This window comes from Propionibacterium acidifaciens (assembly GCF_003798325.1).
Lineage (GTDB): Bacteria > Actinomycetota > Actinomycetes > Propionibacteriales > Propionibacteriaceae > Propionibacterium > Propionibacterium acidifaciens.
In genome coordinates, this window is the sequence record NZ_CP033719.1 from 3023464 (window position 1) to 3049189 (window position 25726).

General features: G+C 72.0%; 21 protein-coding genes and 1 pseudogene. 14 read left to right on the forward strand and 8 right to left on the reverse strand.

The window, feature by feature from the left end; genetic code table 11:
* Positions 1-37: 37 nt before the first annotated feature.
* Positions 38-1309, reverse strand: coding sequence for a S49 family peptidase (locus EGX94_RS12985; RefSeq protein WP_021796289.1), 1272 nt, complete (start codon positions 1307-1309; stop codon positions 38-40).
* A 170-nt stretch (positions 1310-1479) separates the two neighbouring features.
* On the opposite strand from EGX94_RS12985, the gene EGX94_RS12990 reads away from it, so the two are divergent.
* The 7 genes and pseudogenes from EGX94_RS12990 (at position 1480) to der (ending at position 8690) form a co-directional block, all read left to right on the forward strand.
* Positions 1480-2232: an HAD family hydrolase gene (locus tag EGX94_RS12990; protein WP_021796292.1), complete on the forward strand. Its 753-nt coding sequence runs from the start codon at positions 1480-1482 to the stop codon at positions 2230-2232.
* A 342-nt stretch (positions 2233-2574) separates the two neighbouring features.
* Positions 2575-3531, forward strand: a pseudogene (locus EGX94_RS12995) (tRNA (adenine-N1)-methyltransferase); the annotation flags it as partial.
* A 22-nt stretch (positions 3532-3553) separates the two neighbouring features.
* Positions 3554-4387 (forward strand): proteasome subunit beta, encoded by an 834-nt coding sequence (prcB, locus tag EGX94_RS13000; RefSeq protein WP_021796321.1) that lies wholly within the window; start codon positions 3554-3556, stop codon positions 4385-4387.
* Complete coding sequence (prcA, locus tag EGX94_RS13005) at positions 4384-5073, forward strand: proteasome subunit alpha (protein ID WP_021796303.1); 690 nt, start codon at positions 4384-4386, stop codon at positions 5071-5073. The genes prcB and prcA overlap by 4 nt, the downstream gene beginning before the upstream one ends.
* Positions 5073-6155, forward strand: coding sequence for a prephenate dehydrogenase (locus EGX94_RS13010; protein ID WP_021796312.1), 1083 nt, complete (start codon positions 5073-5075; stop codon positions 6153-6155). Before prcA ends, EGX94_RS13010 begins: the two co-directional genes overlap by 1 nt.
* Positions 6156-6583: 428 nt before the next feature.
* A complete protein-coding gene (cmk, locus tag EGX94_RS13015) occupies positions 6584-7255 on the forward strand; it encodes a (d)CMP kinase (protein ID WP_021796309.1) in 672 nt (223 codons plus the stop codon).
* Positions 7256-7337: 82 nt separating this feature from the next.
* A complete protein-coding gene (der, locus tag EGX94_RS13020) occupies positions 7338-8690 on the forward strand; it encodes a ribosome biogenesis GTPase Der (protein ID WP_021796307.1) in 1353 nt (450 codons plus the stop codon).
* Positions 8691-8842: 152 nt separating this feature from the next.
* Here der and EGX94_RS13025 read toward each other — a convergent pair whose 3' ends face one another.
* The 3 genes from EGX94_RS13025 to EGX94_RS13035 all read right to left on the reverse strand — a co-directional run bounded on the left by EGX94_RS13025 (position 8843) and on the right by EGX94_RS13035 (position 12092).
* Positions 8843-10276, reverse strand: coding sequence for a L,D-transpeptidase family protein (locus tag EGX94_RS13025; RefSeq protein ID WP_162142542.1), 1434 nt, complete (start codon positions 10274-10276; stop codon positions 8843-8845).
* Positions 10277-10466: 190 nt separating this feature from the next.
* Positions 10467-11006: a YbhB/YbcL family Raf kinase inhibitor-like protein gene (locus EGX94_RS13030; RefSeq protein WP_021796285.1), complete on the reverse strand. Its 540-nt coding sequence runs from the start codon at positions 11004-11006 to the stop codon at positions 10467-10469.
* A 366-nt stretch (positions 11007-11372) separates the two neighbouring features.
* Complete coding sequence (locus EGX94_RS13035; protein ID WP_319014255.1) at positions 11373-12092, reverse strand: sirohydrochlorin chelatase; 720 nt, start codon at positions 12090-12092, stop codon at positions 11373-11375.
* Between the two features lie 466 nt (positions 12093-12558).
* Here EGX94_RS13035 and EGX94_RS13040 point away from each other — a divergent pair, with 466 nt between their 5' ends.
* Positions 12559-14214, forward strand: a complete 1656-nt coding sequence (locus EGX94_RS13040) for a subtype B tannase (RefSeq protein ID WP_081707268.1) — start codon at positions 12559-12561, stop codon at positions 14212-14214.
* Between the two features lie 250 nt (positions 14215-14464).
* Here the strand turns inward: EGX94_RS13040 and EGX94_RS13045 are convergent, their stop codons facing one another.
* From EGX94_RS13045 to EGX94_RS13055, 3 genes are all read right to left on the reverse strand, one after another.
* Positions 14465-14572, reverse strand: a complete 108-nt coding sequence (locus tag EGX94_RS13045) for a methionine/alanine import family NSS transporter small subunit (protein ID WP_123826403.1) — start codon at positions 14570-14572, stop codon at positions 14465-14467.
* Between the two features lies 1 nt (position 14573).
* Positions 14574-16136, reverse strand: coding sequence for a sodium-dependent transporter (locus EGX94_RS13050; RefSeq protein WP_021796314.1), 1563 nt, complete (start codon positions 16134-16136; stop codon positions 14574-14576).
* Positions 16137-16459: 323 nt separating this feature from the next.
* Positions 16460-17416 carry an aldo/keto reductase gene (locus tag EGX94_RS13055; RefSeq protein ID WP_021796288.1) on the reverse strand — a complete coding sequence of 319 codons (957 nt, stop codon included), beginning with the start codon at positions 17414-17416 and terminating at the stop codon, positions 16460-16462.
* 256 nt (positions 17417-17672) lie between these two features.
* On the opposite strand from EGX94_RS13055, the gene EGX94_RS13060 reads away from it, so the two are divergent.
* From EGX94_RS13060 to EGX94_RS13085, 6 genes are all read left to right on the forward strand, one after another.
* Entirely contained in the window at positions 17673-19694 is a 2022-nt protein-coding gene (locus EGX94_RS13060; RefSeq protein ID WP_021796315.1) for an FAD-dependent oxidoreductase, read from the forward strand.
* 62 nt (positions 19695-19756) lie between these two features.
* On the forward strand, positions 19757-21445 hold the full coding sequence (aroB, locus tag EGX94_RS13065) for a 3-dehydroquinate synthase (protein ID WP_021796283.1): 1689 nt from the start codon (positions 19757-19759) through the stop codon (positions 21443-21445).
* Between the two features lie 177 nt (positions 21446-21622).
* A complete protein-coding gene (locus EGX94_RS13070; RefSeq protein WP_021796296.1) occupies positions 21623-22501 on the forward strand; it encodes a shikimate dehydrogenase in 879 nt (292 codons plus the stop codon).
* Positions 22502-22573: 72 nt separating this feature from the next.
* A complete protein-coding gene (locus EGX94_RS13075; protein ID WP_021796322.1) occupies positions 22574-23875 on the forward strand; it encodes an MFS transporter in 1302 nt (433 codons plus the stop codon).
* A 24-nt stretch (positions 23876-23899) separates the two neighbouring features.
* Positions 23900-24676: a type I 3-dehydroquinate dehydratase gene (aroD, locus tag EGX94_RS13080; protein WP_021796304.1), complete on the forward strand. Its 777-nt coding sequence runs from the start codon at positions 23900-23902 to the stop codon at positions 24674-24676.
* A gap of 86 nt (positions 24677-24762) precedes the next feature.
* The gene (locus EGX94_RS13085; RefSeq protein ID WP_021796325.1) at positions 24763-25467 is read left to right on the forward strand and encodes a LuxR C-terminal-related transcriptional regulator; all 705 of its coding nucleotides are present in this window, start codon (positions 24763-24765) and stop codon (positions 25465-25467) included.
* Here EGX94_RS13085 and EGX94_RS13090 read toward each other — a convergent pair.
* On the reverse strand, positions 25425-25718 hold the full coding sequence (locus EGX94_RS13090; protein ID WP_021796302.1) for a ferredoxin family protein: 294 nt from the start codon (positions 25716-25718) through the stop codon (positions 25425-25427). The genes EGX94_RS13085 and EGX94_RS13090 overlap by 43 nt on opposite strands.
* Positions 25719-25726: the final 8 nt, after the last annotated feature.

The window sequence follows — 25726 nt, forward strand, 5'->3', positions numbered from 1 at the left end:
CAGCGGACGCACACTGAACCGGACGGAGGCGTACGGCTCAACTGCCGCACGCCTGCACCGGGTTCGCCGACCAGGCGAAGACCGTCGTCGCCGAGGTGCACAGCTCGCTCGTGGCGGTACCGTTCGTCATCGGGGCGCCGTGCCCGAAGATCCGTGAGGAGTCGGCACCGAACAGGCGCGACAGGGCGCCGGGCGTCGTGTCGGCGATGATCCGCGTGTCGCCGGGGTCGACGCCCGAATCCGTGGCGGCCTGGCGGAAGGCCTCGTCGCGCCCCATCACCGCGTCTGCCAGGTTCTTGTCGACGGCGGTCTGGGCGTCGTACAGATAGGCGCCCAGCTCGTTGCGGATCGTCTCGGTGCTGATGCCGCGCTCATCGGCGACCCACTGGACGAAGACGTCGTACTCGCGGGCGATGTCGCTCGTGTAGACCGCCCGCTCCTCGTCGGTCATCTCGCGGAAGGCGTTGCCGAAGTCCTTCCCGGTGCCCTGGGTCAGGTAGAACTGCTCGATCGAGTCGGCCGACACGCCGCCCGAGAGGATGCCGTTGTCGATCTGCGTGACCCCGCTGTAGTGGGCGAACGGGCCCATGATGACGCCGATCGAGCCAATCATCGTGCCCTGGTCGGCGTAGATGTGGTCGGCCCCGGCCATCGCGTACATGCCTCCGGAGGCCGCCATGCCCGTGACGTAGGCGATGACGGGATGACCGGTGCGATCCCGGTAGCGCTCGGCGGCCTGCGCGATGGCGCGGGCTCCGGGGATCGTGCCGCCGGGGGTGTCCATGAGCAGGAGCAACCCGTCGGCGTCGTCGGCCTCGAGGTCGTCGATGACGTCGGCCACGTCGTAGCCGTAGGTCGCGCTCGTGTACAGCGAGCTCGTGGATCCGCCGGTCGTCTCGATCGCACCGCTCACCTCGATGGCGCGCAGCGTGTGGGAGGCGCCCGCGTCGCCCCAGACGGTCGTCGTCGCCGTCGTGCTCGCGCTCGTGTTGGCCTCACCGGGCCGGATGATGACGAGCATGACCACCAACGACAGAGCGCTCAGCAGGCTCAGCGCGCACAGGACGACGCCGACCCCGAGGGCCGCGCCCAGACCGGCGCCGAAACCCTTCTTGAAACCGGACCTCCTCGGCTCCTTCGCGTACGGGGCGGGCGGGGCCGGGTGCTCGGACGACGGCGGGGCCGCGGGCGGCGGCAGGAGGGCCGGGTCGTCGAGCTCCGCCCCGGACGGGGCCGAGACGTCGCCCGAGTCCGGGGAGGAGCTCCGGTCGGGGCCGGGCGCGGGACGCGTGCTGTCTGATTCGCTCACTGCTTCTCCTTCGGGTTCGGTGCGGCCGGATCGGCATGGCGATTTGTCGTATGACCGCTTGCAGGACGGGTATGGGAAGGGTAGCCGGACCGATGGCGGTCTGGCCAGCGCCCGGGCCGGGCCGATGGGCCGGAGGAGCGCCGTTCCGTGGGCTGGAAGAATGGCGTTCCGTGACCCACTCAGCCGACACGACCGATGCGAACCGTCCGCGCGCCCTCGAGGCGGTGCTGTGGGACTTCGACGGCACCCTGGTCAACACCGAACCGATGTGGTTCGACGCCGAGACCGAGTACGTGACCGGCCATGGCGCGCCATGGCCGCCCGAGGAGGCCCGCGGCTACGCCGGGGCCGCCTGGACGACCTCGGGCGGTGCGATGCGCGACAGGCTCGTCGAGTACGGCGTCGACCCGTCGCTGACCGCCTGGGGCGTCTACGATGAGGTCACCGGCATCGTCGTGCGCCGCCTGCGCGCATCCGGCGGGCCCATGCCCGGCGTACTGGAGCTGCTGGAGCGGGTGCGCGCCGCCGGCGTCCCGAACGCCGTCGTCTCGGCCAGCCAGGCCCGCCTCGTCGAGGCCGGACTCGAGGTGATCGGGGCCGCCGACGCATTCGACGCGCTCGTCACCGGGCCGATGATCGACCACGGGAAACCGGACCCGGACGGCTACCTCCTCGCCGCGCGCATGCTCGACGTCCGCCCGCACCGCTGCGTCGTCATCGAGGACTCGCCGACCGGGTGCGAATCGGGACGGCGCGCCGGGGCGCTCGTCGTGGGCGTGCCGTCGGTCGTGCCGCTGCCGCCGGCCCCCGGTCAGCTGCGCCGCACCACGCTGGAGGGCCTGACCGTCGAGGAGCTGGAGCGGGCCGTCCACGAGCACCTCGCTGAGCCGGCCCCCGTGGACGTCACGGGCCGCGCCCGGTGAAGCCCGCCGAGGACCGCACCCGGTGGCCCTCACCAGGGGTCGCATCGACCCGCGGATCATGTCGTCCGAGGCCTCCCGGGAAGCCGCACCGCCACCGCCTCTGCCGTTCCCACCCCACTTTCGTGTTGCCACCCGGGCCATGTCCGAGGTGGGAACGCACAGGTGAGGTGGGAATGAGGTGGGAACCGGGAACGATGGGATGGGGGCGGGATGGGCCGGGAGCTCCCTCACTCGACCGGGGGAGGCCAACTACTCTTGGCACCCGGTCCCGTTCGCGGGGACCGGTGAACCACGGAGGGGCCCATGAGCATCGATCCAGCAGAACTGTCCGGCGTTCGGCGCGGGCCGCTCCATGCGGGCGAGCGGGTGACGCTGGCCGACATGAGGGGGCACCGCCACACGCTGCTGCTCGAGCCCGGCAGGATCTTCCACACCACGAAGGGCGCCCTGGCCCACGACGACATCATCGGACGCCCGCAGGGCGTCGTCGTGAGCACGGTCGGCGGCCTGGAGTTCACCGTCTTCCGCCCGTTGCTCCACGAGTACACCGTGTCGATGCCGCGCGAGGCCGCCGTCATCTACCCGAAGGACGCGGCGCAGATCGTGCTGTGGGCCGATGTCTTCCCCGGCGCCCGCGTGCTGGAGTCGGGGGTCGGTTCGGGGGCCCTGAGCCTGTACCTGCTGCGCGCCATCGGACCGACCGGCACGCTGCACTCCTACGAGCGCCGTGACGAGTTCGCCCAGGTGGCGCTCGGCAACGTCGAGGAGTTCCTCGGAGGGCCCCACCCGGGCTGGACGGTCACCGTCGGCGGCCTCGTGGAGACGATCGCCGATGAGCCCGTCGACCGGGCGATCCTCGACATGCTGAGGCCATGGGACTGCATCGACGCCGTCGCCGAGCGCCTCGTGCCCGGGGGTCTGCTGTGCTGCTACGTCACGACGACCACCCAGATGGGCTGCGTCGCCGACCAGCTGCGTCACCACGGGGGCTTCACCGAGCCGACCATCACCGAGACCACGGTGCGCGAGTGGCACGCCGAGGGGCTGGCGATCCGGCCCGGCCACGGCACGAGCGCCCACACCGGCTTCCTCATCGTGAGCCGGCGCATGGCCCCCGGCGTGCTCGCCCCGGTCAGGAAGCGCCGCCCCGCGCCGGGCGCCTACGGCCCTGACTACCACGGGCCGGTCCCGCGCACCGTCGCCGCCGAGCACCTCGAGGCCAACAGGCGCCGCGCCGCCGACGACTCCGACCGGATCGCCCCCGCGGTCCGCAAGGCGCTGCGCCGCCGCGTCCGCTGACGCGCCCGATAGGCTGGCTGCGATGATCCCTCACACCATTCCCCATGATCCGGAGTCGTTCTGGACGCGGGCCAACGAGTCCTTCGCCGATCTCGTCTCCCGCACCAGGCCCGACGCCCTCCCGCACGCCGGCAGGGGCGAGCAGCTCGCCGCCGGCGGCACGACCGTGCTCGCGCTCGTCCACGCCGAGGGCGTCCTCATGGCGGGCGACCGGCGCGCCACCCAGGGCAACCAGATCGCCCAGCGCGACATCCGCAAGGTCTTCGCCGCCGACGAGAGCACCCTCATCGGCATCGCCGGCTCGGCCGGTTTCGCCGTCGACCTGGCGAAGCTGTTCGGCGTCGAGCTCGCCCACTACGAGAAGATCGAGGGCGCCCCCTTGAGCTTCGATGGCAAGGCGAACCGTCTCGGCGGCATGATCCGCGATCACCTAGGGCTGGCCATGCAGGGCTTCGTCGTCGTCCCGCTGCTCGCCGGTTGGGACGAGCGGACGGGCGCCGGGCGGATCGTCGGATACGACGCCACCGGCGGACACTACGACGAGGAGTCCTTCGCCTGCATCGGCTCCGGCGCGGCGTTCGCCCGCGGCTCGCTGAAGAAGCTCCACCGTCCCGGGCTCGACCGGGAGCAGGCCGCGACGGTCGCCCTCCAGGCCCTGTTCGACGCGGCCGACGACGACTCCGCCACCGGCGGGCCGGACGTCGTGCGCGCCATCTACCCGACGATCGCCTCGGTCGGCCCGGACGGCCTCGACGAGTGGACGCCCGAGCGCATCGGCGAGCTCGCCGCCGCCATGCTCGACGAGCGCAGGGCCGCGCCCGGCGGCGCGCACGGAGGAGAGGAGGCCGGCCGATGAGCATGCCGTTCTACGTCTCGCCCGACCAGATGATGCAGGACCGGGCGGATTTCGCACGCAAGGGCATCGCCCGAGGCCGTTCGGTCATCGCTGCGCGCTGCGCCGACGGGATCGCCCTCGTCGCCGAGAACCCCTCGGTCAGCCTCCACAAGATCTCCGAGATCTACGACCGCATCGGTTTCGCCGCGGTGGGGCGCTACAACGAGTTCGAGGCGCTGCGCGTGCAGGGCATCCGCTACGCCGACCTGCGCGGCTACGCCTACGACCGCGCCGACGTGACCTCCCGCGGCCTGGCCAACTCCTACGCCCAGCTGCTCGGCGCGTCCTTCAGCTCCGGGGCCGACAAGCCCTTCGAGGTGCAGCTGTGCGTCGCCGAGGTGGGCGAGGCCCCCGGGCGCGACCGGTTGTTCGTCATCGACTTCGACGGCTCGATCCTCCAGGCCCGGGACTTCGCCGTCATGGGCGGCCATGCCGAGCCCGTCGTCGAGGCCATGGAGGGCCGCCACGACGCGGACGGCTCCCTGGCCGAGGCGCTGCGCTCGGCCGTCGCGGCCCTGCGCGTCGGGGGCGAGGCGAACGCCGGCGATCTCGAGGTCGCCCTGCTCGACCGCTCGAGGCTGGGCCGGCGCGCCTTCGTGCGCTTGGACGCGGAGCGCATCGCCGGGCTCGTGGGGGACGAGGCCTGATGGCGTCGAAGCACCCCGACGCCCCGGAGCTCAGCCCCACCGTCGTCATCGGTGCGGGCCTCATCGGGGCCTCGATCGGCTGCGCGCTCACCGGGGCCGGCGTCGACGTGCGGCTGCGCGACCGCTACCGCTCCCATGCCGTCGTCGCGGCGGGGATCGGCGCGGGCTCGGTCGGGACTCCGCTGGCCACCACCGTGCGGCTCGTCGTCGTGGCCGTCCCGCCGGCCGTCGTCGCTCCCACCGTTGCCCGCGCCCTCTCGCACTACCGCAACGCCGTCGTCACCGACGTGGCGAGCGTCAAGCAGCCGGTCCTGGCCGACCTGGAGGCGATGGGCACGGACCTGGGCCGCTACGTCGGCTCGCACCCGATGGCGGGCTCCGAGTTCTCGGGGCCGCTCACCGCGAGCCCGCGTCTGTTCGCCGACCGCACCTGGGTGATCGCCGACGGCACCGGCTCGCCGGAGGCCGTGCGGCGGGTCGAGCAGCTCATCGGCATCTGCGGGGCGCGGCTCGTGCGCCTCGCACCGGCCGACCACGACCGGGCCGTCGCCGAGATCAGCCACGTTCCGCAGATCATGAGCTCGCTCACCGCGGCCCGGCTGGCGGACGCGCCGCCCGAGGACCTGCGTCTGGCCGGGCAGGGGGTGCGTGACGTCACCCGCATCGCGGGCTCCGATCCCGGCCTGTGGCGCCAGATCATCACGGGCAACCGCGCCGAGATCACCACCCAGCTCAGGGCCATCCGCGATGACCTCGACCGGGTCATCGACGGGCTGGACGACGTGAGGACCGTCGGCGAGCTCATCGCCCGCGGCCGGGCCGGCGCGGCCGCGCTGCCCGGCAAGCACGGGCGCCGGTCCGACAAGGCGCTGGAGCGGGTCGTCGTCGAGATCCCCGACGCTCCCGGCGCGCTGGCCAGGCTCTTCGTCGACATCATGGGGCAGGGCGTCAACGTCGAGGACCTGTCGATCGAGCACGGCCAGGACCGCGAGGTCGGCTACCTGTCGATCGCCGTCGAGGCCGAGCAGGCCCAGGACCTGCGGGAGACGATGGACGCGAAGGGCTGGTCGCTGCGGGAGTGAGACGCCGCAGGCCCGCTACGACCGCAACCCACCGGGGGACCGCCCGCCGCCGCTCGACGCACCACCTCGACACACCGCATGGGGACGCCCCGGACCGTCGAGCGGACAGGGGCGAGACATCATGCCGTCAGCCACCGACGAGGCGACGGGACGGGCCGAGCGCCTCGCCCCGATCACCGGCCCCGTCCGGGCCCGTCGCCGAGGGCATGCGCAGAGCGCGGCACGATGCGGGACGCGGCGCACCGAGTCGTCGGGGCGTCGCCGAGCCCGCATTCCTCGTGAAGGCCCGGGGCGGACGCCCCGACCGGTGCGGGCCTCGGCCCCGGCCCGCCCGTCGGCATGCGCCGGGCCGCCCACGGCTCTAGTCTGAGGGCCAGCCGGTACGCCCGACCGGGGCCGGCGGAACCACCGAGCAAGGAGTGCATCCCATGGCCCAGGCACGCGAACTCGTCATCGCCATCGACGGGCCCAGCGGGGCCGGCAAGTCGTCGACCGCCAGGGGAGTGGCCGCCAGGCTCGGGCTGGACTACCTCGACACCGGCGCCATGTACCGGGCGGTGAGCTGGGCCTGCATGGTCGACGACGTCGACATGACGAGCCCCGACGCCATGCTGGAGCGCGCCAGGGGCGCCGAGCTGCTCATGGGCCTCGACCCGACCGACCCGCGCGTCACGGTCGACGGGCACGACGTCACCGCCGCCATCCGCGAACCGGTCATCGCCGACCGCGTGAGCGCGGTGGCCCGCGTCATCCCGATCCGCGAGCTGCTCACCGGCCGGATGCGGAACATCATCGCGGCCTCGGGCCGCATCGTGGCCGAGGGGCGCGACGTCACAACGGTCGTGTGGCCGACCGCCCAGCTGCGCCTGCTCATGGTGGCCGACCCGGTGGAGCGCATCGCCCGCCGCGAGGCCGAGCTTGCCGGGGCGGCCGGGCACGAGCGCGTCGTCTCGTCGATCGTCGACCGAGACCGCAAGGACTCGACCGTGAGCCGGTTCGGGACCCCGGCCGAGGGCGTCACGCTGCTGGACACCACCCGCCTCGGCCTCGACGAGGTCATCGCAGCGGTCATCGCGATGGTGCCGGGGTCCCTGGGATGAACGGTCCCGGGCGGGGGAGCGAGCGGCGACATGCCACGCATGCCGGGTCGCACCGCTTCTCCGACCCAGTAGGTTGGGGGTCATGTCCGAGCCCGCATCCGAAGCAGCAGCGCCCGCCCGCCCGGTCGTGGCGGTCGTCGGACGACCGAACGTGGGCAAGTCGACCCTCGTCAACCGCATCCTCGGCCGCCGCGAGGCCGTCGTGCAGGACATCCCGGGCGTCACCCGCGACCGCGTCAGCTACGACGCCGAGTGGGCCGGCCGCGAATTCGTGCTCGTCGACACCGGCGGCTGGGTCTCCGATGCCCGCGGCATGACCGCCATGATCGCCGAGCAGGCCGAGATGGCCATCTCGTTGGCCGACGCGGTGCTGTTCGTCGTCGACGCTACGGTCGGCACCACCGACGAGGACGAGGCCGTCGTGCGCGTCCTGCGCCGCTCCCGCAAGCCCGTCGTCCTGGCGGCCAACAAGGTCGACGCCCCCCAGTTCGAGGCCGACGCCGCGGCCATGTGGAACCTCGGTCTGGGCGAGCCCCATCCGGTCTCGGCCCTTCACGGACGCGGTTCGGGCGAGCTGCTCGACCACCTGCTCGACGTGCTGCCCGCTCGTGGCGCCGCGGCCCCCTCGGACGGGGAGTCCGGCCCGCACCGCGTCGCCATCATCGGCAGGCCGAACGTCGGCAAGAGCTCCCTGCTCAACAAACTGGCCCGCGCCGAGCGCTCCGTCGTCTCCGACGTCTCGGGCACCACCGTCGACCCCGTCGACGAGCTCGTCGAGATCGGGGGCGAGCCCTTCCGCCTCATCGACACCGCCGGCATCCGCCGCCGTGTCAAGGAGGCCAGCGGCTCGGAGTACTACGCCTGGCTGCGCACCCAGGCGGCCATCGAGCGGGCCGAGGTCTGCGTCGTCGTCATCGACGCCTCCGAGCCCGTCAGCGAGCAGGACCTCAAGATCCTCTCCGGGGTCGAGGAGGCCGGACGCGGCACGGTCATCGTCTTCAACAAATGGGACCTGCTCGACGAGGAGCGCCAGCGCTATCTCGAACGCGAGATCGAGCGCGACCTGCGGGCCTGGTCCTGGGCGCCCACCGTCAACATCTCGGCGCTGACCGGCCGGGGCGTGCAGCGCCTTGCCAGGGCCGTCGATGTCGCGCTGGAGGGCTGGGGGACCCGCATCCCCACCGGCAGGCTCAACGCCTTCCTCGGGCGCATCGTCGCGGCCAACCCGCACCCGGTGCGCGGCGGGAAGCAGCCGCGCATCCTCTTCGGCACTCAGACGCAGAGCCGCCCGCCCACTGTCGTCCTGTTCACCTCGGGCCGGCTGGACGCCGGCTACGTGCGGTTCGTCGAGCGCCGCCTGCGCGAGGAGTTCGGCTTCGCGGGCTCCCCGGTGCACGTCGAGGTGCGGGCCAGGGCCGGGCGCAGGGATCGCTGACCGTGCCCGCCCGGCCGGTGGTGCCCCGCCGGCCGGGTTCGTCCACGCCTCCCGCCTCACGGCTGCGGCGCCCCTCGGACATGATCCGGGGCCGGCGCACGATCGGGGCGGACGATGGGCCCGTCCGGGGCCGGGCGCCGTCGGCGGTGCGCTCAGTAGTGGCTGACCACCGTCGTGCCGACCGGCGCGAAGTCGAAGACGTACGCGGCATCCGATGTCGACATGTTGACACAGCCGTGCGAACCGCCCGGGCCGTCCCAGCCGAACGAGGGCTGCCACGGCGCGGCGTGCAGGGCGTAGTCGCCGTGGAAGTAGCTGACCCACTGCACATCGGGCGCGGTCCACGTCGTACCGTCGGCGTTGGTGCCCCTCATCGTCTGCGACTCGTACTTGAGGTACACCGTGAAGGTGCCGGTGACGGTCTCCATGCCCGGTCTGCCGGGCACCATGAGCATGGTGGCCTGGGCGTCCGCCCCGACGTAGGCGGTGACGGTGTCGTTGCCGAGATCGATGTCGATCCAGCGTTCGCCCGGAGCGGCCTGGTAGGCGAGGTTCTCGGCGCCGGCGGCGATGACCTTGTCCGTGTTCTGCGCCGGGACGGTGTCGTAGGTGAAGGCGCCCGAGTAGGGCCGCCCGGCGCCGAGCGCGTCAAGGAGCTGCCCGGTGATCGCCTCGGCGTTGTTGACCGACTTGCCGTCGGTGCCCTCAGCGGTGACGCGCAGCACCTCGCCCGAGGCGCTCACGAGGCGGGAGCCGTTGACGGGCGCCGTGTTGGTGCTGGCGGCGGCGGAGCCCACCCAGCCGGCGACCGCGTCCCGGTCGAGGCCCGGATCGACGGGACGGCCGTCCTCGTCGGTGGTGACCACCCAGGACGCCTTGTCGGCGGCGGTGGCGGCGATGACGGCGCCGTCCTGTCCGTTCACGGAGACCTCCGGCGCGATGAGGGCGTTCGCCGCGTCGGCCGTGCCGCGGGCCTGCTCGGTGGTGACCGCGGGGTCGACCTCGGTGAACGTCAGCGCCAGCGACTGCCCGCTCAGCGAGCGTCCGGCCTCGGCGGCCGCATCGGCGACGGCGTTCGTGTCGTAGCCCCTGCCCTTCTCGCCGGGGGAGACGGTGAAGGCTTCCTCCTCGTCCGAGAACGAGACGGACGCGTCCCTGGCCGTGGCGCCGTGCTCGGCCACGAGTCCGGCGAGGCGGGTCCGCTGGGCGTCCTCGTCGACGACGATGACGGCCGGGGTGTCCTTCGTGCGGACGAGGGCGGCGAAGCGCGAGACGATCGACTCGTTCGCCTCGAAGGCCCGGTCGGCGGTGGCCTGGGCGTCGATGCTCACACCGAGCTCGGACAGGGGGATGCGCTGGTCCTGGCCGTCCATCGTCACGACGACGGACAGGTCGGCGGCGCGCTGTTCGACCGATTCGCGCACTTGGTCGGCGGTCCTGCCGGTGATCGACCGGCCCGCGACGCTCGCACCGGGCAGGCCGTGGTCGGCCATGCGCAGCGCGTATCCCACGGCGCCCGCGGCGACGAGGACGGCCGCGAGCAGCACGACGAGCGGCACGGTCCGCTTCTTCGGAATGATGGTCACCCGCGCAGTGTAGGCGAGCGCCCGGGCAGGTCGGGGCATTCCGCTCCCCTGGCGCGGCCCCGCTCACCGGCGCACCGATCACCTCACCGATCGGGATGCCCGCTCCCCGGGCGCTCGGACGCGCTCGCCGCCGGGAGGACGTACAGCGGGGTTCCCGCGCGATGCGCCGCCGCCGAGGGGCCGAGGCGGCTCAGGCGGGCGTCTCGGCGATGGCGATGATGGAGCCGCGCGCGAGCGTGTGGAAGAAGACGTTGAAGCCGAGGAAGGCCGGCGTCGCGTCCGGCCCGACATCCAAGTGGTCGACGTCGAGGGCGAAAACGGTGAGGAAGTACCGGTGCGGCCCGTGGCCGGCCGGGGGAGCGGCCCCGATGTACCGGGCGCTGCCCGCGTCGTTGCGCAGCTGGACGGCCCGGTCGGGCAGCCCCGAGCCGGTGTCGTCGCCGGCGCCGGCGGGCAGGCTCGTGCACGTGACGGGGATGTTCGCCACCGCCCAGTGCCAGAAGCCGGAGCCGGTCGGGGCGTCCGGGTCGTACATCGTCACGGCGTAGCTCCTCGTGCCGGCCGGGGCGCCGGACCACGAGAGCTGGGGCGAGACGTCGCCGCCCCCGGTGACGCCCATGAGGCCCGACATCTGGGCGGGCGCGAACTCCTGCCCGTCGTGGACGGTGGTGCTCGTGATGGTCAGGGCGGGGACGGCCCGCATCGTGGCGAAGGGGTCATTGAGAGTCATCTCGGGGTCCTTTCGACGTGGTGTCAACAGGCTAGTCGCCGTGTCTGCGGATGGTGCCCCGGCCCGGGGAACGGCGCACGGCGACCGGCGGCCATTCGGGACTCGAGCAGGACCCGGCCGACGGTCCTGCCGGTGTCATGACGTGGTCACCCACTAGGTGGGGCAAGACTGACCATAGGTAGATGACCACCGGTGTCGGTCGACCCGGACCGTCCGAACGGACCGCGGAAGAACCAGGAGAACGAAGCGGCCATGGTCTGGGGCCGAGCGGTACGCCACACCCGGGCGCGGGGGCCGGCGACCAGGCCACCCTCGTCGAGGAAGGCGCGCCGCAGTCAAGCCCGGGCGCGGGGGCCGGCGACCCGGTCAGTACGGCCGGTGCGGCAGTGCCGCCAGGTGACGGCGCACGATCGCCTCGATGAGCGCCTCGTGCACGCCGATCGGGCGAGTCGTCGGCAGGCCCAGCGCCGCGATCCGCTTCTGGTACAGGCCGGGGAGGAGGACGTTGGTGGCCACGCTGACGTCCTCGGCGCCGGCCGTGCGCAGGCGGGCGAGCGCCTCGGCGGGACTGGGATGGGCCGAGTGGAAGAAACCCACCTCGACCGGGCGGCCGAGCAGCGCCGACAGGCGCTCGGCAGTGGCCCGGGTCCCCCGGTTCGCCCTCTCGTGGTTCGAGCCGGCCGGGGCCAGGACGACGCCGTCGCCGAGCGGGCCGAGCTCGGTCAGACGGTCGCGCAGGGCCGGGTCGAGATCGGGGCCGACATGGGAGGTGATCCGCGCCCGGCCGTGGGTGCGCTCGATGGCGGTGGGGATGTCGTGGGTGACATGGTGGCCGGCGCTCAGGAAGGCCGGCACGACGATCGCGGGTCCGGCGGCGGGCAGGGTCCGCTCGAGGGTCTCCTCGTGCACGTCCACCCAGCCGACGTCGACCCGGGTGCCGGGCAGCCGATCGCAGACCCGTCGACGCAGGAGCTCCGCGTCCTCGGAACCGGCGGGACTGCGCGTGCCGTGCAGGACGACGACGAGGGCGGGGCGGTCCGACCCCGGCGGAGGGATCGGCGGGGGCGCCGCTCGACGTGGTGGCAGGAATGGTCATGGATCCTCGCGGGGACAGGGTGCTGCGGGGGGAATGGCCTCCCGCGAGTCCGCGGGCGGTCCGTCCGGTCAGCGAGCGACACGGTGCCGAGCGCACGGCGGCGGAGTCGACGTGGGGGCGCCCCACGAGCAGGACGGCTCCGCGCTCAGTCACGCGGCCACTCTAATCGGACGCGGCAACGCTGTGGTGAGGTGTTTCTGTCAGAGGTCGGTCGGCGGTACCAGGCCCGGTGACAACGCCTCGACGACCGTGACCCCTCCCACCGGGGCCACCGACGAGGTAACGGGCCAGGTGCGCGGATGGGGCCGGACGGGCCGATGCGGCGGCCCTGCGCGGCATCTGCTGCGGGTCCGTTTCCGCCCCTGGTGGGGCGCCGTCCCCGAACTCTCCCGAAGCCGGTTCCCGTCACAGGACCGGCACAAGAATCGCACAGCTGTGCCGCGCATCATCACCGCCATGCATGAAGCATTCACTCGCCCGATCAGCCGCCGTGCGGTACTCAGCAGCCTGGCCGCGGCCACGGCCGCCACGCCCCTGCTGACAGGATGCTCGTCGTCCGCCTCGTCGCAGGGCTCGAGCTCGACCGGCTCCACCAGGGACTTCTCCGCCCTCGACTTCGACGCCACCGCAGGCGCCGAGCAGAGCACCACCGTCAGCACCGACGCGGGCGACGTCGAGGTCGGCTACACGCAGTACGACTCGATCGTCTACTGCCTCGACCCGGTCGACAGCACCTACCAGAGCCTGACCGTGAAGGTGCCCACCGTGCTCAACGGCACGGCCTGGGACGCGGGCGACGCCCCGATCGTCGTGGCGCTGAACATCGGCGGCTACTCCTCGGCGACCGCCTCCGGGGGAGCGTCCGGCGGGGGAGCACCCGGCCGGGGCTCCTCCGACGCCCCCGGCGGGGGGACCCCGCCCGAGGGCGACAGTGCGCCGGACGTTTCGGGCGGCGGGCCCGGCGCCGGCGGCGTCGCCTCGGGCGCGGGGGACACGACCGGCTCCGATGGGCAGCCGGTCGACAACGGGGAACTGGCCCTGGCCGCCGGCTGCGTCGTGGTCGCCCCCGGGGCCCGCGGTCGCGACGCGCAGTCCTCGGACGGCACGTGGATCGGCAAGGCACCGGCCCAGATCGTCGACCTCAAGGCGGCGATCCGCTGGATCCACCACAACCGGGGCAGGCTGCCCGGTGACACGGACCACATCATCACGACCGGCTCCTCGGCCGGCGGTGCGCTCTCGGCCCTGCTCGGGGCCTCCGGCGACTCGGAGCTGTACACGAGCCGCCTGGCGGAGATCGGGGCCGCCGACGCCTCGGACGCCGTCTTCGCCTCGGCCGGATACTGCCCGCAGACCGACATCGAGCACGAGGACGTCATCTACGAGTGGACCTTCGGCGCCCAGGCCTACAACGGCGCGGCGGTCGATCGGACGGTCTCGGACGAACTGGCCACCGGATTCGGCGCGTACGCGGCCGAGCTGAACCTCGAGGGCGTCGGCGACTACGGCGTGCTCACCGCCGACAACTACGGCGACTACTTGGTCACGAACCATCTCGCGCCGGCGGCCACCGACCATCTGGCCGCGCTGTCGGACTCCGAGCGCGCGAGCTATCTGTCGAGCAATCCCTGGATCAGCTGGCAGGACTCCCGGGCGGGCTTCGGCTTCGCCGACTTCCTGGCGCACGTGGGTCGATCCAAGCCCTGCCCGGCCGTCGACCAGAAGGACCTGGCCAGCGCCGAGAACGGCCTGTTCGGCGACGAGACCACCGACGCCCGCCATTTCACCGACTTCGGCCTGCGGCTGGCCACCGGCGACGACTCGGCGACGATCGACCAGGACATTCCCGACAAGCTGACGCTCATGAATCCGATGCACTTCCTGCGCGAGGCCAATCCGGGCCGGGCGAGGAACTGGTTCATCCGGGTGGGAACCTCCGACACGGACACCTCGCCGGTGATCGTCGCGAACCTGGCGGCCATCGCGACCGGGTTGGGCGACAGCGTCGACGCCCTCATGTACTGGGACGCGGGCCACGGCGCGAACCGGGACGCCGCGGCGTTCATCTCCTGGATCGCGGAGCGGACGGGGTTCGCCGTCTACTCGGCCTGACCGGCCCGGGCGCAGGGCCGCGGCCCTGCGCCCGGAGGGGCGTACGGCCCCGGCCGGCCGTGACAGTTCGCACGAGGACCCTGAGCGGGGCCGCGGGCCCGGACAACCCCGGCGCTGCCGTCACCGGGCGGGTCGTTCTTCTGCGAACGCATGTCATCCCCGCGCCCGCGGACGGCGCTCGCGGCCCGGCACCATCTGGTCGGGAGCGCGGGCCGGCGCGTTCCCGGGACGGGGGCGGATCGGTCGGACCTCAGCGGTGGGCGCGGCCGTGCCGGGCGAGCGCGACCACCGAGGCCGCGAGCCCGCCCCAGATGATGACGATGGCGCCGATCATGATCGTCAGGGCGATCGCTGTCATCTCAGTGCGCCTCCTCGAGCTCGTCCGGGTCGACAGGAGCGAAGTCGTCCACCGGAGTGCGCCAACCGATCACGGTGAGCACCGCTGTGGCGACGGCGCACACGAGCAGCATGCCCCACCCGAAGACGGCCTCGAAGCCGCGGGCGTAGCTCGTGGAGTCGTAGCCGCCGTGCGCATAGGCCCACGCGGTCTGGACGAACATGAAGCACAGCAGGGCGGGCACCACGGCGCAGACGAGCACCTGCCACCACGTGCCGATGACCCGCGTGCCGGAGACCGCGTTGAGGTGGCGGCGCAGCAGGCCGGTCCTGCGCAGCACCAGGCCGACGCCCACGCACATGATGATGGCCGAAGCGACCACGCCGATGTTGTTGATGAAGGCGTCCACGACGTCCAGGTCGTACAGCCCCGAGCTCGTGGCGAACAGCACGAAGGAGAGCACCGCGGAGGGGACCCCCGCGAGGAAGGAGGCCTTGACCGTGCCGAGGCCGAACTTCTCGGCGAGACCGGCCGCGACCACCTGGATGATCGAGATGAAGGAGGTCAGGCCGGCCATCGCGAACGAGGCGAAGAAGAGCACCCCGAACAGGGCGCCGCCGGGCATCTGGGAGATGACGGTGGGGAAGGTGATGAACGACAGGGACACGCCGCTGATGCCGTCCAGATCGCCCACGGCGACGCCCTGCTGGTCGGCCATGTAGCCGAGCGTCGCGAAGACCCCGATGCCGGCGAGGATCTCGAACGAGGAGTTCGCGAAGCCCGCCACCAGACCGGTGCCCACGAGGTCGGCGCGCCGGTCGAGGTAGGAGGAGTAGGTGAGCATGATACCGAAGGCCACCGACAGCGAGAAGAAGATCTGCCCGAAGGCCGCCATCCACACCCGGTAGTCGCCCAGGGCCGACCAGTTCGGTGTGAAGAGGGCGTTGAGGCCCTCGGCGGCGCCGGGCAGGCAGACGGCCCGCACGACGAGGATCGCGAACATGACGACGAGCAGCGGCAGGAAGATCTTGTTGGCGCGCTCGACCCCGTTGGTCACTCCGAGGGCGATGACGACGAGGCCGAAGGCCCACACGATGAGCAGCGGGACGACGACTCCGCTCACTGGTGCCGCCGAGTAGTCGACCGCGTCGGTGTTGAGCCCGATGAAGTCGTAGAAGAAGCCCTTGGCGTCCTCGCCCCAGGCCATGGTGAAGGAGAACACCGTGTAGCGCAGGGCCCAGGCCACGATGACCGCGTAGTAGGTCATGATGACGAAGCAGACGAGCACCTGCCACCAGCCGAGCCACTCGAACCGCCGACTGAGGCGGCGGAAGACCGCCGGGGCGCTGCCGCGGTAGCGGTGCCCCAGCGAGTAGTCGAGGAAGAGCACCGGGATGCCGACCATGAGCAGGGCCATGACGTAGGGGACGATGAATGCGCCCCCGCCGTTGGTGTAGGCGACGCCGGGGAAGCGCCAGATGTTGCCCAGCCCGATGGCGGAGCCGATCGCGGCGATGAGGAAGCCCAGCTGGCTTCCCCACTGCTCGCGCGGCGGGTCTCCGGGCGAGGAGGTCGGGGAGGGCATCGTGTCCGCCTTCCGTCTAGGAGGAGGGGGAGGCGCCGGGGCGTCCGCTCGCGCTCTGTGCGCAGTGGCGGGCGGGGCCCTCCCTCGTGCATGGCGCGGTCATTATGCGGGAGTGCGCTCGCGCGGGATGAGATCGTCCGCGATGTGGCCCCGGGGCCGGCGGCGCAGCACCGCGATGCCGGCCGCACGCCGTTCGAGGCCCTCTCCCGTTCGCGCTGGGGGAGCTGCGCGTCTCGACGGCGCCTGATCCCGCGCGTTCCTCCGCCCGTGCAGGGCGGCGAGGGGCGGGGCCCGGGGATGCCGCCCTGAGGCCCTCGGGCCCCTCACACGAACGGCTCGGAGGCCTCGTCCAGGGCGGTCACCTCGTCGGCGGCCAGCTCGAGGGCGGCCGAGGCCAGCAGGGCGGGCAGCTGCCCGGGGATGCGGGCGGAGGCGATCGGCGCGGTGGCGCCCCTGGCCCGCAACCAGGCCAGGGCGACCGCGGCCACCTCCACGCCGTGGGCGTCGGCGATGCGCCGTGCCGTGTCGAGGACGGCGAAGGCGGCCCTCGTGGCGTCCTCGTCGGGCAGATAGGCGCCGATCATGCCCTCCCTGGCCGAGCCCTCGATCTCCTCCGCCGAGTGATACTTGCCGGTCAGCAGACCCGATGCGAGGGAGAAGTAGGGGAACAGCGCCACGTCGGATTCGCGGGCGAGCGGCCCGTAGCCGTTCTCCACGTCGCCCCGGTGCAGCAGGTTGTACTGCGGCTGGAGCGCCACGGGGCGGGCGAGGCCCTCCCGGTCGGCGTATGCGATCCACTCCCGCTCGCGGTCCACGGAGAAGTTCGACAGTCCGACGTGGCGCACCACCCCCTCGCGGACCAGCGCGTCGAAGGCGCCTGCCATGTCCTCGATGCTCTGGGTCTCGTCGTCGAAGTGGGCGTAGTACAGGTCGATGCGGTCCGTGCCGAGACGCTCCAGGGAGGCCCGTGCCGCGGCCGAGACGGTGGCCGGGGAGAGCCCGTGGAACTGGGGATGGGTGGCCACCTTGGTGGCGATCAGGACCCGGTCGCGGCAGCGGCGGGCGGAGAGCCAGCGTCCGATGATCGTCTCGGACTCGCCGCCGTGGTTGCCGGGCGCCCAGTGCGAGTAGCCGTCGGCGGTGTCGATGAGCGAACCGCCGGCCGCGACGAAGGCGTCGAGCACGGCGAAGGAGGTCCGCTCGTCGCTCGTCCAGCCGAAGGTGTTGGCGCCCAGGACGAGCGGGAGGATGTCGATGTCGGTCCGCGGGATCCGCACCATGGAGGCCCCTTTCAACGTGTGGCCTCCATCCTAGGGCGGGCTCCTCGCGGTCGCCCCGTCCCCGGGACCCGCCGTTCCGGAGCCCCCGCCCGGCGAGCGCCCCGCGGGAGCCGATACGCCTCAGCTGCGCAGTGAGAAGACAAGTTCGTGCAAAATATGGACTAACCGGTACATTCAGAAGCTGAGGAGCATACCCTGACCGGGAGCCGGGCCTGACGCAGAGTGGCGGCGGGCCGGCCGTGAGCGAGGAACCCCCATGACCATTTCGTATGCCCAGACGACCACGACGACGCAGATCCTCCAACCCCTCACCGTCCGCGGCATGACGATTCCCAACCGGATCGTCATGCCGCCCATGGGAACCAACTTCGCCACCGCGGGCGGCGAGCTCAGCGACGAGCACATGGCCTACTACCGCGAGCGGGCCCGCGGCGGCACCGGGCTCATCATCATGGAGAACGTCTGCGTCGACCATCCCACCGGTTCGAACGGATACACTCAGCTGCGCCTCGACAACGACCACTGTCTGCCCCGCATGTTCGCCTTCACGGAGATGATGCACCGCTGCGGCTCGATGGCGGGGGTGCAGATCAACCACGCCGGCGCCTCGGCGGACCCGGCCCTCACCGGAGCGGCCACCCTCTCGTCCTCCGATGTGCCCTCCAAACCCGGCGGGCACGCCCCGACGCCCATGACGCTCGAGCAGATCGGACACGTCGTCGAGTGCTTCGGGCGGACCGCCCGGCGCGCCCAGCGCGCCGGTTTCGACATGGTCGAGGTGCACGGCGGGCACTCCTATCTGCTCAACCAGTTCCTCTCCCCGCTCTACAACCACCGCACCGACGAGTACGGCGGCAGCCCCCGGAACCGGGCGCGGCTGCTGGTCGAGGTGCTGCGCGAGGTGCGCTCCCAGGTCGGCGAGCGCTTCCCGATCTCGGTGAGGCTCAGTGCCGACGAACTGCTCGACGGCGGGAACCGGCTCGAGGACACCCTCGCCCTGGCCGCCCACTGCGACGAGTACGTGGACATCTGGAACGTCTCGGCCGCCGAGAACCCCAATCTGCAGTACCAGATCGACATGGCCCGCCTGCCCGACGGCTGGCGCTCGACGATGGCTCGCGCCTTCCGGGAGGAGTTCGGCAAGCCGACCATCACCTCGGGCAATGTGCGCGATCCGCAGGCGGCCGAGCGCATCATCGCCGACGGCGACGCCGATCTCGTCGCGATCGGCCGCGGTCTCATCGCCGACCCCTGGTGGGTGCGCAAGGTGCGCGAGGGGCGCCCGGAGGAGATCCTGCACTGCATCTCCTGCAACATAGGGTGCGCGGACCACCGCATCCGCCAGGGCAGGCCGATCCGCTGCACGATCAACCCGAGCATCCTCGACAACGAGTCCTACCGCGCCACGAAGGTGAGCGTTCCGACGAGGGTCGTGGTGGTCGGCGGCGGTCCGGCCGGGCTGGAGGCCGCCTCGAGCGCCGCCGAGGTCGGCTGCGCGGTGACGCTGCTGGAGCGGGGCGAGCAGCCGGGCGGCAGCGTGCGCCACGCCGCCCGGCTGCCGGCGAAGTGGCGCATCGCGAAGTATCTCGACGAGTCGGTGCTGCGCGCCCGCCGCGCCGGCGTGGACATCAGGACCGGACAGTCGGGGGAGCCCGACAGGGTTCTGGCCGAGCACCCCGATCTGGTGGTCAACGCCACCGGCGGCCTGCCCGTCGCCCCGCCCATCACCGGGCTGCGCGAGCATCTCGACCGGCCGGGCTCGACGGTCAGCTCCATCATCGGCTTCGCCTCCCGCATCGACGAGGTGGCCCGGTGGCGGGGCCGTCGGGCCGTCGTCGTGGGCGCCGGCGCGGTGGGCCTGGACGTGATGGAGCATCTGGTCGACCACGACGTGCAGGTGGTCCTGGTGGAGCGCCTGCCCGCGATCGGCAACGATCTGGACATGGTCACGCGCCTGCAGATGCTCGAGGTGCTGGAGCGCGGCGACGTGGACGTGCGCGTGAGCACGAGCCTGGCCGAGGTGCGTGAGGAGGGCGTGGTGGTGCGCCCGGCCGACGGCGAACCCGAGTTCATCGAGATGGTGCACGGGGTGATCTGCCTCGGCATGAGGCCGGTGACGTCCGGCCTGCCCGAACTGATCGAGCGCTGCACCGGCGTGGGCGTCCCGGTGATGAACATCGGCGACTCGGTGCGTCCCCGTAAGATCATCGACGCGGTGCGCGAGGGCCGTGGTGTACTGAAGGCGCTCAACGAACTCGGCAGACGCGCCGAGGCCTGAGGACGCCTCCGCGCGGTGTTCCAGCGCGACGCCACGCGACGACGGAGGGGAAGACGAGAAGCATGGTTGACCAGCCATCCGCACCGGGGCCGGACGAGCCGGATGAGCAGGAGCACCGACCGGCCGTGGTGCTCGTCGGCCCGCCCGGGGCCGGCAAGACCACGGTGGGCACGCTCATCGCCCATGCGCTGGGCCTGCCCTTCCTCGACACCGACGATGAGGTGGAGCGCGTCGCCGGCATGCCCATTCCCGAGATCTTCCTCACCAAGGGCGAGCCGGCCTTCCGGGCGCTCGAGCACGAGACGGTGCTGCGCGTGCTGCGCGAGTTCGACGGCATCGTCGCGCTGGGCGGGGGGGCGATCCTGCACCCCGGCACGCAGGAGGCGCTGCGCCGGCACATGACGGTCTTCCTCGACGTCGACGTCTCGCAGGCGCTGCCCCGGGTCGGGCTCTCGGGCATCCGCCCTCTGCTCATGGGCGATCCGGTGACCAAGTTCAACGCGCTCATGGCCCAGCGCCGCGCCATCTACGAGAGCGTCTCGCAGATCAGGCTGAACACCACCGGCCGCCGCCCGCAGGACTCCGGCGAGGACATCCTGCTGGCGCTCATCAACGCCGGCACGGTCGATCTACCGCCGGGCACCGTGCGGCGCGCCGCGTCCCGGCATGCTCCGGCGAGCGTGGTGAGCGTGACCGGCCACGACGGCTACGAGATCCGCATCGGATGGGATCTGCTGCCCGAGGCCGGTGAGCTGATTCCCCGGGACGCCGAACGCGTGCTGGTGGCCCACGAGGCGGTCGTCGCTCCGAGCGCGGACCGTCTGGCCGAGGCCCTGGAGGCCGGCGGTCGCCGGGTGGTCCGCCACGAGCTGCCCGATCCGGCCCGGACGAAGAGCCTGGACGCCGTCGCCCGGCTCTGGGACCTGCTGGGCGAGCACCGCTTCGGCCGCCGGGACGCGATCGTCGCCGTGGGGGGCGCCGAGGCGATCTATCTGCTCGGCTTCGTGGGCGCCACCTGGCTGCGGGGCGTGCCCGTGGTGAACGTGCCCACCAGCCTGCTCGCCATGGTGGACGCCTCGGTCGGCGGCAAGGCCGCACTCGACCTGCCGCGCGGCCGCGATCTGGTGGGGGCCTTCCACTCGCCGTGCGGGGTGCTGTGCGATCTGGGCCTGCTGGCGAGCCTGCCGGCAGAGCAGCTCCGCTCGGGCCTCGCAGAGATCGTCAAGGCCGGTTTCGTGGGCGACGAGCAGATCCTGAGGCTCATCGAGGCCAATGGCGGCGCCGACGCCCTGGACATCCACTCGCCCGTCTTCCGCGAGCTCATGGAGCGCGCCCTCGCGGTGAAGGCCCGGGTCGTCGCCGAGGACCTGCGCGAGGTCGGGCTGCGCGAGATCCTCAACTACGGACACACCCTGGGCCACGCCATCGAGAGCTGCGAGGGCCCGGCGATGCGCCACGGCGACGCCGTCGCGATCGGCATGGTCTACGCCGCCGAGCTCGCCCACCGGCTGGGCCGTCTCGACGCCGAGGACCTCGCCCGGCACCGCAGCGTGCTGCGCATGGTCGGTCTGCCCACCGGCTACTCCGGCGCGAGCTGGCGGCAGCTGTCGCAGGCGATGTCCTGGGACAAGAAGGTCCGCAACGACGAACTGCGCTTCGTCGTGCTGGAGGGCATCGCGAAGTGCACCATCGCCCGCGCTCCGGACGAGCGGCTGCTGCGCGAGTCCTGGGCGGCGATCCGGGACCGGTGACTCGCCGGCACGGCTGCTGCTGGTCCCGTGCCGAGCCGCTGCGGCAGTGGCGGATGAGCGGAATCGGATGAGCGATGTGGCGGGGACAGGGCCGTTGAGGTAAATTAACTAACGGGTTAGTTCGCGACGTGGCGAACGCTCCCGACCGAGAGGGACCACCCCATGAACGATGAACCCATGAACGACGAAGTCATGCAGACCATCACCGGCCGCACCGAACTGCTCGGGCTGCTCGCTCATCCCATCCGGCACAGCCAGTCGCCGCGGATGCACAATCTGGCCATCGCGAGACTCGGGCTCGACTACGCCTACCTGGCCTTCGAGGTGGATGACGAGGAGCTGCCCGCCGCGGTCGAGGCCATGCGGACGCTCAAGGTCCGCGGCTGGAACGTCTCCATGCCGAACAAGATGAGGATCCTGACCTGCGTCGACACGATCACCCCCGCCGCGGAGCTCATCGGCGCCTCGAACACGGTGGTCAACGAGGACGGCAGGCTCACCGCGTACAACACCGACGGCGTGGGCGCGATGGAGGCGCTGCGCTTCTTCGACCACGCGCCCGAGGGCCGGACCATCACGATCATCGGTGCGGGCGGCGCGGGCACCGCGGTGACGGTGCAGGCCGCGCTGGACGGGGCCGCCGCGCTCAACATCTTCAACCGCAGGGATCCCTTCTGGGACAACGCCGAGCGCACGCTGGAGAAGATCAGCTCGCGCACCGGCGCGGCCGCCGTGCTGCACGACCTCGCGGACCAGGACGCCCTGGCGGGGGCGCTGGCCGAGTCCTCGGTGCTGATCGACGCGACGAACGTCGGCATGGGCGCGTTGGAGGGCAGGACGAACCTTCCGGACGTCTCGATCATCCCGCCCGAGACGTTCGTGATGCACGTGGTCTACTCGCCGGCCGAGACGAGGTTCCTGCGCGATTGCGGGCGGGCCGGCCTGCAGTGCACCAACGGCATCGAGATGATGTACCGGCAGGGCGCCGCCGCCTTCGAGCTGTTCACCGGCCACGACATGCCGCTCGACTACGTGCGCGCGCACATGGGCCGGTGAGCCGAAACCCCCGTCCGATTCCGCCGCGCCGTCCGTGAACGGGGCGCAACCACTCGTCAGAAAGGGGACGCCATGGCCACGAAGGTCCACAACATGGGGGCCGTGCTCACCTTGTACTTCTCCTACCTCGTGTACGCCATGGGCCTCATCGCCGCCAGTCAGCTGGCGGGTTCGCCGGGCGACGGCTGGGGGCTGTCCGCGGCCTGGGGGGTCGAGGCGAAGGATGTGATCTCGGCCCTGTCGGTGATGGCCATCGGCAAATTCGTCAGCTATCCCTTCGCCGGTTTCCTGGCCGACAGGTTCGGCCGCCGCAGGATCGTGCTGGTCGGCATCGCCCTCACCGCGGTCTTCTTCATCCTGCTGCCGCTCTCGCCCAATCGCACCGTCGGCATGCTGCTCGCGGCGGTCTTCGGCGCCGGCAACTCCTTCCTCGACGCCGGCACCTATCCGACGCTCATGGAGTCGAGTCCCTCGAACGCCGGCACGATGAACATCCTCATCAAGATCTTCATCTCGGCCGGGCAGTTCGTGATGCCCCTCCTCGTCACGATGGTGGGCACCCGGCACTGGCGCGTCGTGCCGATCGCCGCCGGCATCTACATGGTGGTGATGGGCATCCTGGCGTTCGTCGTCTCCTTCCCCGACTACAGGAGGATCGCGGCCGAGCAGCTGGCGGCCCAGCAGGCCGCCGAGCAGGACGCGGAGTCCGGGCAGAGCCCCACCCGCGCGCGCTTCGCCGTGGAGGGCGTCGTCTGCCTCGTCTTCATCTTCTGCACCAACGGGATCGTCTACCTGGCGAACCAGGCGCTGCCCCAGATCGGCTCCAACATCGCCCATCTGAGCACCTCCCAGGGCCGCGGCCTGACCCAGTTCTTCACGCTCGGCTCGGTGGTCGCGGTGCTGCTCACCGCCGTGATCTCCTCCCGCGGCGTCAAGTCGATCAACTTCGTGCCCGTCTACGCCGCATTCGGCCTGGTCTCCGTGCTGCTGCTCAACATCGGCGGCATGCACTCCCTGACCGGCATGAGGATCACCGCCTTCCTCATCGGCTACTTCGTCTCGGGCGGCATCATGCAGCTCGTGCTCACCGCGATGTCCGATTTCTTCCCGAAGTCCAAGGGCCAGATCGTGAGCTGGTACTGGATGGCCGGCGCGGTCGGCGGCTTCGTGCTGCCCTATGCGGTCGGTGCCATCGTGCCGAGCACCAAGGACGTCCCGGGCGACGAGGCCACTCGCCTGCTGGCCAGCGGCTACACGAACGTGGTGTGGCTCGCGGTGGCATTCAGCGTGATCGCCTTCGCAACCGCGGTCTTCATCTTCCTGCGCCATCGCTCGATCTTCCGGGCGATCGAGTCGGTGAGGGCGAAGGCCTGAGCGCCGGACAGGAGGGGAGGACCGATGACCATGAGAACGGTGCGGCTCAAGGACGTGGTGCTGGGGGAGGGCCCGCCCAAGGTGATCGTGCCGATCACCGGGACGACGGCCGACGAGGTCCTGGCCGGGGCCGAGGCCCTGACCCCGCACGAGATCGACATCGTCGAATGGCGCGTCGACTTCCTCGGGACGGCCCCCGACGTCGGCGCGGCCGTCGCACTCGCCGGCCCGCTGGCCGCCCGTCTGGGCGGGCGGGGGCTGCTGGCTACCTTCCGGACCGCCGACGAGGGCGGTGAGAAGGCGATCAGCGCCCAGGACTACGTGGCTCTCAACTCGGCCCTGATCGACTCGGGGCACGTCGATGCGGTGGACGTCGAGTTCTTCCGCGGCCCGCAGGTGGTGCGCGAGGTGATCGACGCCGCGCATGCCCGGGCGGTGGCGGTGGTGGCGTCCAACCACGACTTCGACGCCACGCCGTCGGCCGAGGAGATCGTCTCCCGCCTCAGGCGGATGCAGGAGGCGGGTGCCGATGTTCCGAAGCTGGCGTGCACCCCGCACGACACCGGCGACCTGCTCACCCTGCTGTCGGCCACCTGGCTGATGTCGGCGCACCACGCCGATCGTCCGATCATCACCATGTCGATGGGTCGTGAGGGGATGCTCTCGCGCATGACCGGCGCCTTCTTCGGCTCGGCCGCCACCTTCGGCATGGTCGGGCGCCCCTCGGCGCCCGGTCAGATCCCCGTCGGGGAGCTCAACCGGATCCTCGGGCTCCTCGGCGAGTGGGCGCCGGAGCACTAGCCCGTGCGCCCGCCGCGGGGCCCGGGCGCAGCCGGGTCCCGCGGCCCCGGCTCGCCCGCCCCGGGTGAGGAATGGAGGCTGAGTCCATGACCGTGCAGCGTCAGGGTCGGCAGATCGGTGTCATGGTGGTCGACGGCCACGAGATCGTCCGGCGGGGGCTCGGCGTCATCCTCGCGGACGCCCGCGGCGTCGAGCTCGTCGGTGAGGCCTCGGGCGTGGCGGAGGCCGTGCGGCTGGCGCCGCCGCTGGCGCCGCAGATCGTCCTGGTCGCGCTGCGGCTGCCCGACGGCACGGGGCTCGAGCTGATCTCGCAGCTGCGCGGCGCGCTGCCGGGCTCGCGCTTCATCGTGCTCACCTCGGTGGACGACGACGAGGCGATGCGCGAGGCCCTCACGGGCGGGGCGAGCGCCTATCTCAGCAAATCGCTGCGGGGCATCGAGGTGGTCTCCGCCATCAAGGGCGTCGCCGCGGGGCGGACCGTGGCCGGTCAACGGCTTCCGCCCCGCCGTCGTGGGGCCGCCGATCTGACCGAGGGCCTCACCCCCTCGGAGCGGCGCGTCCTGGAGCTCATCGGCGAGGGGCTGAGCAATCGCGAGATCGGCGATCGGCTGGGGATCGCCGAGAAGACCGTGAAGAACCACATCACCTCGCTGCTGGCGAAGATGGGGCTGCGGCGGCGCACCCAGGCCGCCACCTGGATCGTCACCCGGCGGGCCTCGTCGTGGCGGCGCTGGGCTGAGCCGGCCGATCAGCCTTCGCGGAACTCGACGCCGAAGCCGCCGCGGGGATAATGCCAGCTGAGCGAGCCGGCGGGCATGACGGCCAGGCAGGTGCCGCACTCCAGGCAGGCCGCGTACTCGGCCGAGATCGTGCCGTCGGGCTCCTCGGCGTAGACGTGCGCCGGGCAGACGGCCACCAGCAGCCGCCCGGTGCCGGTGACCCGCACGATCCGCTGGTTGATCTCGATGTGGCCGAACTCCTCGTCCGTCTGGTAGCTGTTCCTCGCCAGGCGCTCGGCGACGGTGCCCATGATCCGCGTCATCGTTGCTC

Bases quoted from the DNA above. Each gene is read 5' to 3' on its own strand.
- prcB (WP_021796321.1), top strand. From the start codon at position 3,554: ATGATCCCTCACACCATTCCCCATGATCCGGAGTCGTTCTGGACGCGG.
- prcA (WP_021796303.1), top strand. From the start codon at position 4,384: ATGAGCATGCCGTTCTACGTCTCGCCCGACCAGATGATGCAGGACCGG.
- EGX94_RS13010 (WP_021796312.1), top strand. From the start codon at position 5,073: ATGGCGTCGAAGCACCCCGACGCCCCGGAGCTCAGCCCCACCGTCGTC.
- cmk (WP_021796309.1), top strand. From the start codon at position 6,584: ATGGCCCAGGCACGCGAACTCGTCATCGCCATCGACGGGCCCAGCGGG.
- der (WP_021796307.1), top strand. From the start codon at position 7,338: ATGTCCGAGCCCGCATCCGAAGCAGCAGCGCCCGCCCGCCCGGTCGTG.
- EGX94_RS13030 (WP_021796285.1), bottom strand. From the start codon at position 11,006: ATGACTCTCAATGACCCCTTCGCCACGATGCGGGCCGTCCCCGCCCTG.
- EGX94_RS13040 (WP_081707268.1), top strand. From the start codon at position 12,559: ATGCATGAAGCATTCACTCGCCCGATCAGCCGCCGTGCGGTACTCAGC.
- EGX94_RS13045 (WP_123826403.1), bottom strand. From the start codon at position 14,572: ATGACAGCGATCGCCCTGACGATCATGATCGGCGCCATCGTCATCATC.
- EGX94_RS13050 (WP_021796314.1), bottom strand. From the start codon at position 16,136: ATGCCCTCCCCGACCTCCTCGCCCGGAGACCCGCCGCGCGAGCAGTGG.
- EGX94_RS13055 (WP_021796288.1), bottom strand. From the start codon at position 17,416: ATGGTGCGGATCCCGCGGACCGACATCGACATCCTCCCGCTCGTCCTG.
- EGX94_RS13060 (WP_021796315.1), top strand. From the start codon at position 17,673: ATGACCATTTCGTATGCCCAGACGACCACGACGACGCAGATCCTCCAA.
- aroB (WP_021796283.1), top strand. From the start codon at position 19,757: ATGGTTGACCAGCCATCCGCACCGGGGCCGGACGAGCCGGATGAGCAG.
- EGX94_RS13070 (WP_021796296.1), top strand. From the start codon at position 21,623: ATGAACGACGAAGTCATGCAGACCATCACCGGCCGCACCGAACTGCTC.
- EGX94_RS13075 (WP_021796322.1), top strand. From the start codon at position 22,574: ATGGCCACGAAGGTCCACAACATGGGGGCCGTGCTCACCTTGTACTTC.
- aroD (WP_021796304.1), top strand. From the start codon at position 23,900: ATGACCATGAGAACGGTGCGGCTCAAGGACGTGGTGCTGGGGGAGGGC.
- EGX94_RS13085 (WP_021796325.1), top strand. From the start codon at position 24,763: ATGACCGTGCAGCGTCAGGGTCGGCAGATCGGTGTCATGGTGGTCGAC.
- EGX94_RS13090 (WP_021796302.1), bottom strand. From the start codon at position 25,718: ATGACGCGGATCATGGGCACCGTCGCCGAGCGCCTGGCGAGGAACAGC.